This window comes from Kaarinaea lacus (assembly GCF_975902315.1).
This window is the reverse complement of sequence record NZ_CDLKIE010000084.1, coordinates 1-16,032: the sequence shown is the minus strand read 5'-3', so window position 1 is coordinate 16,032 and position 16,032 is coordinate 1. Positions and strand designations below refer to the sequence as shown.

Genomic DNA, 16,032 nt, shown 5'->3' with positions numbered 1-16,032 from the left:
CGCGGAAATAGGCTACCTGGATAAATGGCAACGGGCTGCAATGGGGATAACTTTAATCAGTAATGAGAAAAGAAAGCTGCAAAAAGATGTGGATGCCATTCAGTCGGTGTTGGCAGGTTTTACCGATATGTCCGTAAATCACTTTACTGTGGAATGGCTGTAATTTCAGGATTTTTGAATGAGTCGTTATTTATCCGGTATAGTGATATTTGTTTCTTCAAAGGCCCGGGTTCGTTCGTCGATCAGGGTGAACTCGTGTGAACCAATCTTGATGAGCTCGCCATGTTTCCACCGATGTTTTTTGATATTTTTATCATTGAGCATCGTGCCATTCGTGCTGTTCTGGTCCTCGATGACCACATCCAGCAAACCTACCATGTAAGTACTCGGGGCGACGTAAATCTTGGCGTGATTGCCACTGACGGTTACGTCGTCTAACAGCTGGATATTGCAGTCAGGTCGGCGTCCCACGGTTATTGTGCCTTTTTTTAACGTGTATTCCTTATAGGGTTTACCGTCTCGAGTATGAATAATTTTAGCCATTGTTCTTTTATTTCTCAGTAATTAGTTTAATTGGTAGTCAATTGGTGTTTCTCAAAGTGTAGTATCAGCATAATTATCGTCAATTGCCAGATAAAATTAAGTGCTTACTTGCTGAAAAATATGGTTATTTCGGTTCACAGCGGCGCAGGGCGTCGGCCAGGGCTTTACCGTTGCTGAAGCGCTGTTTTGGCGTTTTTTCCATCGCTTTATTGATAATTCGAGACAAGCAGGGTGGTAAATCCGAGCGTACTCGACGTACACCTTTGGGTTTGTCATTGGTAATTTTATAGGCTAGCGCCGCCATAGAGTCGGCGTTAAATGGAAGATCGCCGGTGAACAATTGATACAAGGTGACGCCCAGGGAGAAAATATCAGAGCGTCCGTCGACTTTTTTACCGGCCAGTTGTTCGGGAGACATATAGGACGGGCTTCCCAGCACAGTACCGGTTCGGGTCTTATTGGTATCGATTAAACAGGCAACACCAAAATCGGTGACTTTCAGCGTGTTTGTTTCCTGGTTATAAAGAATATTTCCGGGCTTGATGTCGCGATGGACCACATTTTTCTTATGCGCATAATCCAGTGCTTCGGCGACGTTGATGCCAATTTTAAATACTTCTTCAATACTTAACAGGTTGTCTGATGTGGTGAAGGTATCCAGGCTTTCACCTTCAATGTAATCCATCGCAATATAGGCGAGATCGTGTTCTTCACCGGCGTCAAAGATAGTAACAATGTTGGGATGATTTAAACGCCCAGCGGCTTCGGCTTCGACAAAAAAGCGTGTTCGAACTTCTTCAAGATCTTCTGATTCAAACTCATCGGTCAAGGGTAATGTTTTGATGGCGACAGTACGCCCGATCTTGGGATCTTTTCCGAGGTAAACCATGCCCATGGCACCGCGACCAAGTTCTTTTTCTATGCGATAGCGACCTAATACTGGACGTTCAACTTTAGAGTCGTTTACGACTAAAGTGGCTGTCATGTTTGATGTCGTGACGCCATTAAATGATGTCGAATCGGGTACTGCCTGGTGTCGTTCGCGCCGTTCCTGAATGTCTCGGTAATCAGAATCAATGCGCGCGATGTAGTCATAGACGGTAATGGCTTTACTGAACTGGCGGCGTCGTTCGTAGTCCAGTGCAATGGTATACAGCGTTTCCAGGATGGAAGCATCAGGCGGACACTTTTTCAGGTTCTGAAAAGCCAGGTCCAGTTTACCCTGTGCTTGCAGATTTTCGGCGAGATCAAGATAAGCAACAGCCACTTCGCTGCGCTGGGTTGCAATAACCTGTGCAATACGGTGATAAACGGTAATCAGCATGTGCCCAACTAACACAAAAAGCGCCGGGATAGTCAGGGGTAACCATATAGACTTGACGAGCATCGCCAACAGGCTGGTATTTAATAGCAGAAATGCAAACAATATACTCAGTAGCTGTCCCATGCGTCCGCGCAGGAATCGTGGCAGAAACAACAGGTAGAGGGCGAATAACAATACCAGTCCTCGTTGTAAACCTAACGCCCAGAACGGTGTGTTGATGGAAGTGCCGGCCAACAGTGAATCAGTAACGTGAGCAGACCAACCAGCGGGTGTTAATTGCATTTTTCCTGGACCTGCAAACGGTGCTGTATAGCTGGCAGCCGTAAAACCAAGCACTGTCGCTTTGTTTCTGATGTGTTCCTTTTCTACCTTACCGGCTAAAAGATCAACTACGGATATAACCGGTATCCGTGCTGGTTCACCTTCTTTATCGAAGATTGGGCGAGGGTAATATTTTAGTCCTGAGTCGGTATGATACATAGCGCTGCCGAAACCGATCCCACGCGCTTGCAGAACAGTGATGGCGTCCTGGCTTAAGCCAACGGTTTGTGCCGCCAGTAACAGGGCAAATGAAGGTACATAGTTCCCGTTCAGGTATACCGCCAATGATTCTGTGAGCACCGTTTCATCTTCGCGTCCCATGCGAGCCAGTCCAGTGCCAGAGGAAGACAACGCAAATGACGTCACCGGCGATTGCCCAATATGTCGTTTAACGGTTGGAGTGGCAACCAGGGTATTCACCAATCGTTCTTTAAACACCGAAGGGCTTACAGTGTGCATGGGTTGCAGAATCATGGATAGATCATTGGAGATCGCGCCAATCAAACCGGCCTGTCCACTCCAGTAGGGAATGGCGAGGATAACCTTGTCTGATTTAACCAGCGCATCGGTAAAAATCGCATCAGGATCAAGCTTGTCGACTAATGCTGATACTTTTTCCCGAACTTCTGGCGATGTATTTTCCATGACCGACTGATACGTTTCAGGTAGTGAGAGCGACTGAGGCTGATCCAGGGGAACAATCATGCCGATGGCACCAGCCTGATATTTTTCCAGTTGCCGGATAATTTTCGCCAGTCGCTGCCGGGGCCATGGCCAGGGTCCGAATTTTTCCAGGGACTGATTATCAATCGCAATGATTGCGCTGCGGGGTTCTGTTTCGATATTGGGTAATAAACGTACAAATCCGTTGTAGGTGAATGCTTCGATCGACTGCATGCCAGGGGTATACGTACCCAGCAGTACGAAAACTGTAAAAAAAATAATCAGTAAGTGGCGGTTCAGCAACGGTGTAATTCCAAATTAGTCTACCAATAACATCTAGAACTGCATGAATTTGCTACGCAGGTAAAGTATTACTAACAATCGGTTGGTACTGGGTAATCATTAATGTAATTACGTTGTTAACCTGGAATACTGCAATGTGTATGCCGTATTTACAGTTACATTTCAACAACGTACCAGCGAGGTGATTGTAGCAAAAGAAAGTCAGAAACGAATGTTTTTAAACATTCAGATTAGTTATCGATCAATCGATGTGTGAAGGCGTTATTGGGAGTGTGAAAGTGCAGGGGTGACGAGTACACTGTTCAGCATTTGTAGCTGAACTGGGAATGGATCTGGCTGTAATACTAAAATACTATGCGACTAATTTTAGTGCTAAAAAGATCCTTCAGTGCTAGCCCCAGATAAACCACACTGCTGAGGTAATTAGAAAACCATAAATTAGTGCTAGCGTTGGCCAAAATATCAGCCCAATGTTCATATTGCTTTGATGCGTTTCCATTTCCATGAAAGAGCCCCTTGTCACGTGTTGTGTTGATGGTTTTTATTGGTTTTTTTTTAAACTGCGTAACGACTCTACTACTGATGTGAAGTCCTGCAATGTACTAATGAGTCCTCTTCACAATGACAGAACGATAAACTCGCTTATTCAGAATCAGGCATAATACGCTCTTAACGATTCTGTCATATAAATATGGTACCTCAAATTTTCAAATAATTTGTTTCAAGAATGTAAATAGTTTGAGATTTTTGATGGTGTTAATCGTTTTAAATATCTGCAATCTCTTTTTGAACTTGATGTGATCAAATTCTCAGTAAATTACTAAGACATAGAACATCAGTGAATGGCGCAGATTTAACAGTGCGTTTAGATAATAAAAAGTAACGGGCTAATAAATTAGAAATTCCTGTATTGAGTCGAACCATTCCTGTTCATGTTGTTTCAATAATTTTTCTAAATCATGGATGCTTGCCGTGTTGTTATCCACCCATTCACGAATGACTGGACCACCGTTGATAACGTCGATAGGCAGTTTTCCTTTTTCATACTCATAATCGAATTCCCGCCAGATTTTATAATCAGGATACAGCGCACGTATCGCTTTTAGAAAAAGAAGTGTGAGTCGAAAGGGCTTGAAGGTATTAGGATTGTAATCGCGGTTATCTGTGTGCATCTGAATACCCTGACACAGTTTACCAACGTGTTTGTGAAAGGTGGGTTCAAAAAATAAAGGTCGAATATAGGCGCCTTGTAGCCACTGTGGTGCCAGGTCAGACATCTTTTCGAGGACTTTTTCGATATCGATATCTGGTGCGCCCATGATTTCCAGTGGAATGGTTGTGCCGCGCCCTTCGGAAAGTTCGGTTCCTTCCAGAAGAACGGTACCGGAATAACAACGTGCCATATTGAGGCTGGATGCATTGGGACTTGGATTAACCCAGGATAACTCGCCAACTGGCCAGCCATATCCGGGAGCGGCATTCGGGTCATAACCATTCATGGGGATTACCTGTAAATCAACATCAATGTTGTGATGTTTTACAAACCATTTAGCGATTTCACCAACAGTTAGTCCATGCCGCATTACGATACGCCCGGCACCTACAAAACTCTGCCATCCGTTTTCCAGTAAGTTGCCTTCAATTTGCCGTCCGGCTGGATTGGGCCTGTCCAGTATCCAGATGCTCTTGCCTTTCTCTGCGCACGCTTCCAGTAAATAGAGGAGGGTAGTGATATAGGTATATATTCGACATCCGAGATCTTGAACATCAAAGAGCAGAACATCAAAACTAGACATCATTTCATCGGTCGGCCGACGTACTTCGCCGTATAAACTGAACACGGGTATATTGTGTTTGTGATCGACGAAGTTATCAGATTCGATCATATTATCCTGTTTATCTCCGCGCATACCATGTTGTGGCCCAAAGGCGGCGCTCAGTTGTAAATCGCTGCAGCTGCCAAGCGCATCCAGGCTATGGATCACGTGTGCCGTAACCGAGGCAGGATGCCCAACCAGGGCAACTTTTTTGCCTTTTAATGGTAGTCGTATTGATTCGTCAGACGCCAGTCTTTCTATACCCAATTGCATTGTCAGATTTCCTTTCGTATTACTTATAAGTTGTATTACTTCACAGCTTCAGGCTTCCAGCGAAATAGTGAAGCTCTTTCGGTCATGAAAGTCGGGTTGTTGTTTGTGGTGATCCAGTGCGTAATAGTGTATATCATTACTATTATCCTGTATTACCGCCGAAATTCCTACGCGAATACGATGTCCCGCCAGTGTATCGGGCAGCGGTAAAGAACTATTTAGTTCGAATAGCGTGCCATTGTCAATTCTAGTGTCGATAACGATATTTGATATTGTGAGCTCGTCCGTTTTATTCTCGCGATAATCGGTAAATCGAAATACCGCCCAGTCTTTTGAAGGCGAAAGATTGTATTCCCAATAATCGGAAATTCCAGTTTTTGTAATAAATAATTCAAAACACGTTGATTCCCACAGTTTATCTTTTCGGGATGCGCGCTCCGAGTGCTGGGGCAGGTTAATTTCATTAACGTTACCCTGTAGTTGATAGCTAATCTGGATTAAATTTTTGTCCAGGATTACTTTTCCTGAAACAGTAATGCTTAATCGATCTGCTGCACGGCTATCAAAGGGTTGTAAGACAAATGGAATCTTCTTCATTTAATTACTAGATTCTTTGCGCGAAACTTCTGCCAGTCAATGTAACAGTTAGTTTAGCAGACATTGTTAAGTATGACAGGCATACCTTGAAAAGGAAGAACTTGAGCGCTTGCTATCATTGGTTCATTGTGCCAAATTGTAGCGTCAGGTTAAACAAGTAGCGTTTTGAGGAAATTATGGTTTTTCAAAAACAGATTACGGTTCCCACCCGTGGGCGGGGTACTTATGATATTACGCGTGAAGTAGACGGAATAGTAAGAGAGTCATCAATGCAAGATGGTTTGTGTCATATCTTCGTGCATCATACCAGCGCATCTCTCATACTGTGTGAGAACGCTGATCCAACTGTGCGCCACGACCTCGAAACATTTATGCAACGCACGGTGCCTGATGGTGATTCTATGTTTAAACATGTCGATGAGGGTCCGGATGATATGCCGGCGCATATTCGTACTGTGTTGACTCAAACCGGATTATCGATTCCGGTAACGGGTGGGCGCTGTGCATTAGGGACCTGGCAGGGTGTGTATTTGTGGGAGCACCGAACCATGGCTCACCAGCGTCGGATTACAGTAACTGCTTACGGAGATTAATCGTGTCAAATCCGCGTATGTAGATTTCACTCAAATTTTATTAATGCATTTTATCTGGTAAAGATCAAACGAATTTAGCGACGATAGCAGGGTACTGGTGTAATATACTTTTTAATTTATGTTTTTTTAATTTATATAGTAAAACTCCATGTCGATGCCAGCAATGCTGATGATGTCGTGCTCGTGAAGTGTCATCGCTGATTGTCCGACTTCTTTGCCATTGACAAGAGGAGTATCTGGACGATTAAGGTTGTTTTCATGTTTAATGCCGACAATGCTGTAGCCTTGCGCGCCGCGATTTATTAAGGCCAGTTTTTTACCCTCAAATCCTATGGTACTGAAAGGTTTGCGCATTTCAATGCCCACTGACGCGTCATCATCATTCATTTTGCGCAATGCACCTAGTGGTTGACCTCGCAGGTTTATGGCTTTTTCATTCATTTCCCACTCAGGTAGTACCATCTGGGTTTCATCGAGTTCTGCTTTGATAAACATGGTCGGTTCATAGGCTTCTTTATCTTCGGTAAAGAATGTAAATAAATGATGCCCGATCTGGATAACGTTGCCATGTTGTAAGGCCAGTTTTGAAACATAGTTGCCATTAACCAAGGTGCCATTGGTGCTATTCAGGTCTTCAATATATATATGCTCTCCAACTTTGCTGATGAGCGCATGGCGTCCACTAACTGTGAGATCGTTTAGCTGGATATCATTTTCATGCTTGCGACCAATACTCATGAAATCACGATCGATTTCGTATTCACGAAGTATTTCACCATCAAGCGCAAGAATAAGTTTACTAGACATAGTTCCCTACCCGAATTTTTTAATAATTATTTTAATTGATTAACAAGAAGGTGTTGCAAAGATGCAGGTATTATACAGGAATAGGATTACGGAGTGCTAAACTGGTTTTTTGAAGTAGATTCCTCAACAGCAGTTTCCTCAGGTTCCCGATACTGTTCAAATGCTGCCTTATTTCTCGCTACGCGATAAGCTTCATTACCTGTAATCAATTTTTCATCCAAGTACCGTCGTAATACGGTATCCATTGACTGCATTCCCTGCAGGGCACCACCCTGTATTACATTTTCCAGTTGCTCGGTTTTTCCCTCCCGCATGATATTGGCAATTGCGGAATTGTTAATCAGTACTTCAACTGCTGCGATGCGGTCCTTGTTATCTGCCGTTCTTAGCAATTGCTGGGAAATTATCCCACATAATGAGGTCGATAACATAGTACGGATATAGGGTTCATCTGAAGGGGGAAAGACATTAATAATACGATCCACAGCGGCGGCGGCACCACTGGTATGTAACGTTCCCAGCACGAGAATGCCCATTTCTGCGGCGGTCACAGCGAGACTGATTGTTTCCAGGTCGCGCATTTCACCGACCAGTATTACGTCCGGATCTTCACGCAAGGCAGAATGCAGGGCTTCGGCGAATGTTTCGGTATGTAGACCAACTTCTCGTTGACTGACAAGACATTGGTTGTTGCTATGCACATACTCTATGGGATCTTCAATGGTTATTATATGACCGCGACGATCCTGGTTGATCAGATCGATCATGCTGGCTAAGGTGGTGGTTTTCCCTGAGCCTGTCGGGCCGGTGACCAGAATGAGCCCTCGTTGTTGTCGAGTCAGGCTTTTTAAGACTTGAGGAAGTTTTAGCTCGTCCATTCCCGGAACTTTGGTCGGAATCGTTCGGAATACCGCACCAACACCGTCAAAATGGCGGAATGCATTCACTCGAAAACGAGATTTTTCTGAAATTTCGTACGCGAAATCGACACCGCCATGTTGTTCAAATGCCGCGCGAATGTGGTCTGGCATGATTTCTTTGAGTAGTTGTAATGTTTCGTTTTCGCTAAGTTCTCGATATTTAACGGGATGAATTTCACCCAGTAAACGTACCCGCGGCGCATTTCCAGATATCAGGTGCAGATCAGATCCGCCCTGTTTAATCAGTAGTTCTAAAAATGCATTGACTCTAGCCACTCTTATTGATTCCTTAACTTACTGCCAGGTTAACCTGCGGCAATAGATCTGGATCTGTAACGAAGCGTTGAAATTGCTGTTTATCCGTAGCTTGTAGATAAGCGTCATCAGGATCAACTTCTTTGTTATTGATCGCTTCCAGTAGTGCCTGATCCAACAGTTGCATGCCATGCTCTTTTCCGGTTTGAATCATCGACGGAATCTGAAAAACCTTCGAAGATAATATCAGGTTGGCAATAGCCGGGGTGTTTACAAAAGTTTCCACGATCGCTTTGCGAGATCGCCCGTCAGCAGTTCGAACCAGTTTTTGGCTTATTACTCCCCGTAAATGTTGTGCAAGAAAACCAGCCGCCTGTGCTTTGGCTTCGGTAGGCATTGCATCGATGATTCGATCGATTGTTTTTGATGCGGAAGTTGTATGTAATGTGCCTAGTACAAGATGTCCGGTTTCAGCGGCAGTCATTGCCATCATAATGGTTTCCGGATCGCGCAACTCACCGACCAGAATAACATCTGGATCTTCGCGCAGGGCAGCACGTAATCCTACTTTATAACTTTTAACATGGGTACCGATTTCACGCTGGATTACCAATGAGCGTTTACTTTTATGGACATGTTCGATGGGATCTTCTAGCGTTATTATGTTCAGGCGTTGCGTTGTATTGAGTAAGTCGATCATTGCAGAAAGGGTTGTCGTCTTTCCGGTGCCTGTTGATCCTGTTACTAAAATCATTCCTTGCTGGTGTGTCAGCAATTTCTTGATTACGCCAGGAAGCTTTAAATCATCCAGAGTAGGTATTTCAGGAGGGATGACACGGAAGGTTCCACCCAGTCCACCCATTTTGCGAAACAAACTTACACGAAATCGTCCAGCCTCAGGGCTGGTGTATGAAAAGTCTAATCCTGAGCTGTTTTGAAATGACTGTTTCTGTTCAATCGTTAATATCTCTTCGATAAGGCTTTCCAGTTCAGCTTGGGTCAGATCTCGATACTTAATTGGAGTGAGCTCGCCATTGTGTCTTATTAAGGGTGGAGTATTAACGGCAAGATGAATATCAGAACAACCTTGCTCACGACCTAAAGCCAGAAAACTATCTATGCGTGACATTGTTGCATCTCCTTGGCTACCGCCTGCAGTTGTGCACGTAGATCACTAAAGCTGCTAAAACGCTGGGTGGGATCAATCGTCATTGCCTTTAGTATAATTGCCTCAAGTTCAACGGGTATTTCCGGATTAACTTCACGCGGTGATTTGGCATTGCCTTCTACATGCTGATACATCACCGCTAAGGTGCCTTCGCCCTTGTAAGGCGCAACTCCAGTAAACATTTCATACATGATGACGCCGAGGGAGTAAATATCAGTTTTTGAGTCGATTGTTTTGCCTTTGATTTGTTCGGGTGCCATGTAGGTGGGAGTGCCTAACAGAATTCCAGTTTTTGTTAGTCGTGAATCGAGGCAGCTTGCCGCTGCAGCAAGACCAAAATCTACAATTTTTACAGTGTCTTTTTCATTAATAAGAATATTGCTGGGTTTTAAATCACGATGAACAACATTCACTTGTTCTGCCGCACTCATGCCTTTACAAATTTCATTTAAGATATTGAATGCTCGCTGAAAGGCGATTTTTTTATTTCCTTTTAATTCATCCGCCAATGAATGGCTGGAGAAATATTCCATGGATATCGCGTAACTGTTTTTGTGACTGACCAGGTCATAAATTCGAATAATATTTTCGTGAGTTACTTTCCGGGAGTAGCGTAGTTCCTGCGTAAAGCGTTTTATCATATCGCTGTCGGAGGCGAAATGTGGATTGAGAAACTTAAGTATGAATTCATCTTTTACTACTTTGTCTTCTACTAAAACCACCACGCCAAAGGCACCTTTGCCAACATGACGAATAACTCGATAACGGTCGGCAAATACATCACCTGGTTTCAATTTTGTTGCGTCTATGATGCCGAGCTTTTTAACTTCATTGAAATCAAAATTTAAAGACATACTGGTATTGGCGTCATCCACATGGGGTTCGGTATCGGCAGTGGTTTTCGGCTTCGTTGGTTTGCTAATAGTCTTTTTCCCGAACTTGGTGACCAGGGTTTGCATGGTTTCCTGTGCGGCATTGGATAATTCTGGATTTTGGTCGTTGATAAACGCTGTAAGCGCATTTTGTACATCACCAGCATGGTTTTCATCAGTTAATTTCTGTAAAGCATCCAATGTCTCTTTATAACTTTTATTGTGATCGCTCTTGAGGTGTTGAATTAGCGGTTTAACGGCTCTTGCGTCTCCCAGAGCAATGAGTGCTTTAATGACGATTTGGCTGGCTTCCGGATGTTCGTTCAACATGTTAACCAGTGGGCCTACCGCTTTTGGATTGCCAAGTGATGATAGAGCATCTGCAGCTCGTTCACGAACCCACCAATCTTCGTCTTTTAAGGCTTCTACAAGCTGGTCAAAGGCGCGTGGATCATTACTGGTGTTGAGAATTTCTACTGCCGTACGGCGCAAGAATTCGTCTTCATCCTTTATCAGTACAAGTACTGCATCAATAACTTTTGGCCCGCCTATAGAACCCAGTGCATCGGCGGCGCGAACTTTTACCCACCAGTCTGCGTCCCGCAAGGCATTTAACAGATCCTTGATAGCGCGTTGATCACCAACTTCATTTAATACTTCTACAGCTGCCCTGCGAACATACTCGGACTCGTCCTGGAGGACATCGATAAGATACTTGACCGTGCTCCCGTCTCGAATTTTAACGAGGCAGTCGATGGCTGTTGATTGAACCATAAGATCTGGATCACGTAACAATTGACAGATCGGTTCTACTGAATCCGGTGCTTTGAGATTGGCGAGTCCTTTTAGTGCGGATTGGCGGACGCTTTTATTGGAGTCATTCAGTAGATCGATAAGTGTGTGCACGCTTACCGGTGTATCAAAACGTGATAATAAAGTGGCAATGTGCGTGCGAATCAGAGGCTCTTTGCTTTTAGCTTTTATTGCCAGGGTATCTACCGATTCAATGCTGACTATTTTGTCAAGAATGCGATATAACACGGGCCGGACATTGCTGCTGACTTTATCAATGAGAGAGAGTATTGCAGTGGCATTGAGTTTATCGTGATGCGCGAGAAGTATTTCGCCAAGAGCCTTTTTAGATACATCTGGATTAGTAAATTCATCTAACAGTTTAGTGCAGTCATAGTCTTTTGACTTGATTAGTACGATGGTGATGCTTTCGACAACTCTTGAATCTTCGTTACCTAAAGCTTCTACATATATAGGTAACGTAATGTTATTTAAAAAGCTGGTGAGCAGGTTTTCTATAACCAGGGTATTTTTCGTTGTCGAGATATGTTCAATAAGTTTAGGAATAGCAGGGGCGCCGATTTTCTTGATTTTTAATAGTGCGCGTTTACCCTCAGGTGTTGAGGCCTGATTAGCCAGCAATGTTGCTATCGCCTTGTTTGTTTGTAACCCCGCCAAAAAACTCATGTTACCACCGATGCTTTTTAGCTGGTGTCGATAGTGAAAATCTTGACACCACTATGTATGCTACCCGTATTGTTGTTACTCGTTGTCTTCTAATTCGCTGACAAATACATGAATAATGTAATTTTTATTTATCAAAACTGTATTATGATCAACATGTAATTTTATAAACTGGTCTTCTCGTTTATTTAAATAGTCTAAAAGTCTTGCCCTGTTTGGATGAAGTGGTTCGTGTATAGTGCCGCTAATGCAGGCCCCATCCATTAATGATAACTGACACGATAAAGGTTTAATTGCCGTTGCTGCTTCGTAATCTTTCCCTTCATATTCAACCCGGATAACCGACTTACGGTTATAAAACCTTAGTTGGTCAGGTGTTTCACGCTGAAAAACTATAAAAGGTTCTGGATGATTCAACGCCTCAAGCGGTGTTTCCGGGCCAGCGTGATTAACACTTTGTTTGCGCAAAAATACTGAACCTATAACCCGACCTTCTGGATGTACCCAAAAAGTTACCGATCGGGGTACTTTAGGAACTTTTAGTAAATCAGATTCCATATCGTTCTTATTCCGTATAACTCATTAATTAAAAGCCTTATTCTCTGGAGTAACGCTTCCATTGTAAAAAGTTTAATGAATTACAATTGCTTTCGCGGAAACTCAAAAAAACTCAAAAATACAGATAGTTAATGTTTTTCCGCGACCATAGGGCTGATTAATAATTGAACAGTTTACAGCCATGACTTTTAATTTTGAAATACTAATTCGCTATTTCCTGCTATTTCTTTGTCTGATTGGAGTATACCACGCTTGATTCGCTACCATTTTAAGCAAATCTAAAAAAGGTAATAGTTCACAATATTGAGACATTTTCCCGAATCAAGTTGTGTTAGCCCATCATTCTAACCAGGACCGTATTCTTTCTGATTATATCGATATTTTCCCAATAGTGGGTATTAATTGACCTGTTTCATGCTTCTGGCTTTATTACCTGGTGTCAGTATTCCGTGTAGGAAAACTCAGATTTTCGTGTACAAACTCGTTTCGAACTGCCAGGTAATTCTTCTTACTTATTGAAAATAAGCAGAAATATTAAGTTCTCAATGTGCGACGGCTAATTATCCATTAGTAGAATTTAGTGAATGATAATACTAAGCTATGGCCGGTGTTGGGTAGATGACTATTTGATGCGAAGGAACTAATTCAGAAGAACAGGGTGGGAGAGCAGGGAACATGGGGTGGCGTAAATCTTGGCCTGGTCACGCAATTGCGGCGGGTGTGCTTTGCGTGGGCTTTGCGTTAGCACATGCGGAACAAAACACAGCAAGGGATTCTGTGGCGCAAGCAATCCTGGCTTATGAAAATAATGATTATCGAGAGGCAAACCAGGCATTTAAGAAATTAGCAGAAAGTGGCCAGGTTGAAGCCCAGCGTTATTTAGGGCAAATGTATGATAAGGGACTCGGTGTTCCGCAAAACTATCAAAAGGCAGTGTCCTGGTATGAAAGAGCAGCTAAACAGAAGGATCCTGCTGCGCAATATCATCTTGGATTAAAGTATGCCAATGGGCATGGTGTGAAAGAAGACCAATTCAGGGCGTATATCTGGTTTGCGATTTCATTTAATAATGGTTTTGAATTGGCGGCTGATCCGCTACGCGTCTTAAATAAATCGTTAAGTACTCGTGAACGGCAAAAAGCTTTGCAGGTGGTGGTTAAAGAAATGGAGCAATACGGTAAGTGAAAAAAGCCAGAGTATAGAAAACTATTGCTACGCGGTTTGTTCGCTTAATTTTTCTATTGATATCCGGTCTTCATGAAATTCTGAATATGCGTCCCGACGGTCTGAACGCTTGCGTCGTTCGTCAATTACAAGATGGCCGTGAGTGTCTACAAAAGGAAAACCAATATCCACTGTATAAGCACGACGTTCAATTCCAGAGCGTCGATCTGGCGAATCAATTTTATGTTGCTTTGACACGGTACTAGACTCCAATTGTAGTAACATACTGATTATTAGCGAATTTAAGTTCGCTTTTATAATGAATACTTCCAGAATTCTACAACATTTTACGCATTATGCGAGTTATTTCATAATATGATTCTGGATTTCATCATCTCACGTTCCGATAATTCTAACGCTTTACAAAGCGCCCTATTTTGATCTCCGGTCAATGAAACGGTATACGATTTTTCGAATGAAATTTTCCGAGTGGGTTGTTCAAGAATCTGGTTAAAATGCCGACATATCTACTATTGAACTAACGATATCTATTAATTGGAAACCTGGAATTTCGTTATATTTCCGCAGTAAAAAACACGGTTATTCCAGCAAGTAACAAAAACAGTAAGCAGTAACTGGCTTTCAAAGTCGTAGCATTAAGAAAAAGGCAGACACAAGAAGTAGTGTACCCCGCAATGCGTGTTAGTTCCCTCTCCAAAATTTTTAAAAGACAGGCGCAAAAGCTGTGGCCGCGCAAGATCATCAATAAAGTCGCTATAACAAATGTCCTTATCTTGTTTATAACCATTTGCGGTTTGTCCTGGTATGCCTTGATTGAAAAGTCTTCCTACCAGGTTGAGTCAACGATCAATCAATATAAAGAGTTTGCTGCGCAAATTGCCAGGGTAAGCAAGAGCTACGTTGAATCCAATAGTGTTGATGAACTCGAAGACGTGGTTAGCTCATTCATGATCATGGATGGAACTTATGATATTTACATAAAAGATGTTGGCTTTAATACCCTGGCGGCATTACGTAACACAGAAGATGAATTTGCTATCAGCGTGACTGAACAGCAAAAACAAATCGCACCTGTTGAATCCGGACAGTACACTCGAGTCAGTGACGGAAATCTCGAAGTCTGGCATCAAATTGCTTCGGAGCATCCGGTAGGCTGGATATATATAAAGCGAGTTTTAAAACCCCTGGATAGCCTTACGCTCGATTTTGTAAAAACTACTCTAGCCGCATTAATATTCTCCATCGCCGTTTGTCTGTTGATGTTGCAACGAATACTGCGAGAACCTATGCGATCTCTGCGTAGAGCGACAGAGTTCTCAGAATGGCTGGATATGGCTCAAGGCAATCACCTGCAACTTCAAACCAGTTCCAAAGAAGTTGAAAATCTTGTGTCTACACTTAATAAAACTTCGGAAAAATTATTTAAAAATGGATTGTCGGAAAAGAGAAATCATCTTCTGGTAGACACTATTAGAGATGTACAAACACGATACATTGAAGGCAATAAAATCCAGGATATTAACGATCGTATTTTAAATAAAGTGGTTCAGCTATCAGAGAGTGAGTACGGGTTTTTTGGTGAAGTCAAAGAAGGAGATAATGGTAAACCCTTTGTAAAGGTGCATACGTTTTCCAAGTTGAGTAACAATGTGTCCATGCAGAATTTCATTGAAAAGTATTCACCACCCAATATGGAATTCCATAATACACAAAATTTATTTGGTTCGGTTCTGCAGACCAGGAAGCCTACCATTGCCAATGATCCCGTGCGAGATCCTCGTAGTGGTGGGTTGCCCCCGGGACATCCCCCGGTACATTCATTTATGGCGCTACCTGTTTTCTATGGCGATGACGTTGTTGCGGTTATTGGAATTGCAAACCGCCGTGGCGGTTACGATCAATCGCTGATGGATTACCTGCAGCCGTTGTTAACAACCACTGGTCATATCGTTGTTGCAAACCGTCACAATATTCGACGTAAAGATATAGTAGGGGAATTACAACAGAAAGAAGCGCTGTTGAGCAGAATACTTTCTACGGTATCGGATAGTATCATTACCATTAACGTGGGTGGATTTATCGAAACTGTAAACCCGGCAACCGAAAAAATGTTTGGCTATTTGAATGAAGAAATGCTTAGTCAGAATATTAATCAGCTAATTCCAGGATTGTTTCACATTGATTTCAAGAAGCAATATGTAAACAAAAACGTTAGTGAATATCATGAAAGGGAAGGCAGGCGAAAAGATGGCAGTATTTTTTCCATAGAGTTTACTGTTAATGAATTTAAAATTGGTGACGAACAAATGTTTACTGTCACCATCATTGATATGTCACATTTACAAAATGTAAGTTCG

General features: G+C 42.8%; 14 protein-coding genes. 4 read left to right on the top strand and 10 right to left on the bottom strand.

Features of this window, described 5'->3' with window-relative positions:
* Positions 1 to 7 precede the first annotated feature (7 nt).
* Positions 8 to 163 (top strand): DUF503 family protein, encoded by a 156-nt coding sequence (locus tag ACWVCM_RS01990; protein ID WP_455200026.1) that lies wholly within the window; start codon positions 8 to 10, stop codon positions 161 to 163.
* 23 nt (positions 164 to 186) lie between these two features.
* On the opposite strand, the gene ACWVCM_RS01985 is transcribed toward ACWVCM_RS01990, so the two are convergent.
* The 4 genes from ACWVCM_RS01985 to ACWVCM_RS01970 all read right to left on the bottom strand — a co-directional run bounded on the left by ACWVCM_RS01985 (position 187) and on the right by ACWVCM_RS01970 (position 5,841).
* Positions 187 to 543 carry an FHA domain-containing protein gene (locus ACWVCM_RS01985; protein ID WP_455200025.1) on the bottom strand — a complete coding sequence of 119 codons (357 nt, stop codon included), beginning with the start codon at positions 541 to 543 and terminating at the stop codon, positions 187 to 189.
* 124 nt (positions 544 to 667) lie between these two features.
* Positions 668 to 3,154 carry a protein kinase domain-containing protein gene (locus ACWVCM_RS01980; protein ID WP_455200024.1) on the bottom strand — a complete coding sequence of 829 codons (2,487 nt, stop codon included), beginning with the start codon at positions 3,152 to 3,154 and terminating at the stop codon, positions 668 to 670.
* A gap of 887 nt (positions 3,155 to 4,041) precedes the next feature.
* Positions 4,042 to 5,244 (bottom strand): exo-beta-N-acetylmuramidase NamZ family protein, encoded by a 1,203-nt coding sequence (locus ACWVCM_RS01975; protein WP_455200023.1) that lies wholly within the window; start codon positions 5,242 to 5,244, stop codon positions 4,042 to 4,044.
* A gap of 48 nt (positions 5,245 to 5,292) precedes the next feature.
* Complete coding sequence (locus ACWVCM_RS01970; protein ID WP_455200022.1) at positions 5,293 to 5,841, bottom strand: DOMON-like domain-containing protein; 549 nt, start codon at positions 5,839 to 5,841, stop codon at positions 5,293 to 5,295.
* A 176-nt stretch (positions 5,842 to 6,017) separates the two neighbouring features.
* Between ACWVCM_RS01970 and ACWVCM_RS01965 the strand changes: the two genes are divergently transcribed.
* Positions 6,018 to 6,434 (top strand): secondary thiamine-phosphate synthase enzyme YjbQ, encoded by a 417-nt coding sequence (locus ACWVCM_RS01965; protein WP_455200021.1) that lies wholly within the window; start codon positions 6,018 to 6,020, stop codon positions 6,432 to 6,434.
* Positions 6,435 to 6,560: 126 nt separating this feature from the next.
* Here the strand turns inward: ACWVCM_RS01965 and ACWVCM_RS01960 are convergent, their stop codons facing one another.
* The 5 genes from ACWVCM_RS01960 to ACWVCM_RS01940 form a co-directional block, all read right to left on the bottom strand.
* Positions 6,561 to 7,241 (bottom strand): FHA domain-containing protein, encoded by a 681-nt coding sequence (locus ACWVCM_RS01960; protein WP_455200020.1) that lies wholly within the window; start codon positions 7,239 to 7,241, stop codon positions 6,561 to 6,563.
* A gap of 86 nt (positions 7,242 to 7,327) precedes the next feature.
* Complete coding sequence (locus ACWVCM_RS01955; protein ID WP_455200019.1) at positions 7,328 to 8,437, bottom strand: type IV pilus twitching motility protein PilT; 1,110 nt, start codon at positions 8,435 to 8,437, stop codon at positions 7,328 to 7,330.
* Between the two features lie 13 nt (positions 8,438 to 8,450).
* The gene (locus tag ACWVCM_RS01950) at positions 8,451 to 9,545 is read right to left on the bottom strand and encodes a type IV pilus twitching motility protein PilT (RefSeq protein WP_455200018.1); all 1,095 of its coding nucleotides are present in this window, start codon (positions 9,543 to 9,545) and stop codon (positions 8,451 to 8,453) included.
* Positions 9,533 to 11,935, bottom strand: coding sequence for a HEAT repeat domain-containing protein (locus tag ACWVCM_RS01945; RefSeq protein ID WP_455200017.1), 2,403 nt, complete (start codon positions 11,933 to 11,935; stop codon positions 9,533 to 9,535). The genes ACWVCM_RS01950 and ACWVCM_RS01945 overlap by 13 nt, the downstream gene beginning before the upstream one ends.
* Before the next feature lie 75 nt (positions 11,936 to 12,010).
* Complete coding sequence (locus ACWVCM_RS01940; RefSeq protein ID WP_455200016.1) at positions 12,011 to 12,490, bottom strand: DUF6812 domain-containing protein; 480 nt, start codon at positions 12,488 to 12,490, stop codon at positions 12,011 to 12,013.
* Positions 12,491 to 13,165: 675 nt separating this feature from the next.
* Between ACWVCM_RS01940 and ACWVCM_RS01935 the strand changes: the two genes are divergently transcribed.
* Complete coding sequence (locus tag ACWVCM_RS01935) at positions 13,166 to 13,675, top strand: tetratricopeptide repeat protein (protein ID WP_455200015.1); 510 nt, start codon at positions 13,166 to 13,168, stop codon at positions 13,673 to 13,675.
* Positions 13,676 to 13,702: 27 nt separating this feature from the next.
* Here the strand turns inward: ACWVCM_RS01935 and ACWVCM_RS01930 are convergent, their stop codons facing one another.
* Positions 13,703 to 13,912, bottom strand: coding sequence for a hypothetical protein (locus ACWVCM_RS01930; RefSeq protein ID WP_455200014.1), 210 nt, complete (start codon positions 13,910 to 13,912; stop codon positions 13,703 to 13,705).
* 437 nt (positions 13,913 to 14,349) lie between these two features.
* On the opposite strand from ACWVCM_RS01930, the gene ACWVCM_RS01925 reads away from it, so the two are divergent.
* Positions 14,350 to 16,032: GAF domain-containing protein (locus ACWVCM_RS01925; protein ID WP_455200013.1), on the top strand; the 1,683-nt coding region annotated here is incomplete at its 3' end.

Bases quoted from the DNA above. Each gene is read 5' to 3' on its own strand.
- ACWVCM_RS01985 (WP_455200025.1), bottom strand. From the start codon at position 543: ATGGCTAAAATTATTCATACTCGAGACGGTAAACCCTATAAGGAATAC.
- ACWVCM_RS01975 (WP_455200023.1), bottom strand. From the start codon at position 5,244: ATGCAATTGGGTATAGAAAGACTGGCGTCTGACGAATCAATACGACTA.
- ACWVCM_RS01970 (WP_455200022.1), bottom strand. From the start codon at position 5,841: ATGAAGAAGATTCCATTTGTCTTACAACCCTTTGATAGCCGTGCAGCA.
- ACWVCM_RS01965 (WP_455200021.1), top strand. From the start codon at position 6,018: ATGGTTTTTCAAAAACAGATTACGGTTCCCACCCGTGGGCGGGGTACT.
- ACWVCM_RS01960 (WP_455200020.1), bottom strand. From the start codon at position 7,241: ATGTCTAGTAAACTTATTCTTGCGCTTGATGGTGAAATACTTCGTGAA.
- ACWVCM_RS01950 (WP_455200018.1), bottom strand. From the start codon at position 9,545: ATGTCACGCATAGATAGTTTTCTGGCTTTAGGTCGTGAGCAAGGTTGT.
- ACWVCM_RS01945 (WP_455200017.1), bottom strand. From the start codon at position 11,935: ATGAGTTTTTTGGCGGGGTTACAAACAAACAAGGCGATAGCAACATTG.
- ACWVCM_RS01940 (WP_455200016.1), bottom strand. From the start codon at position 12,490: ATGGAATCTGATTTACTAAAAGTTCCTAAAGTACCCCGATCGGTAACT.
- ACWVCM_RS01935 (WP_455200015.1), top strand. From the start codon at position 13,166: ATGGGGTGGCGTAAATCTTGGCCTGGTCACGCAATTGCGGCGGGTGTG.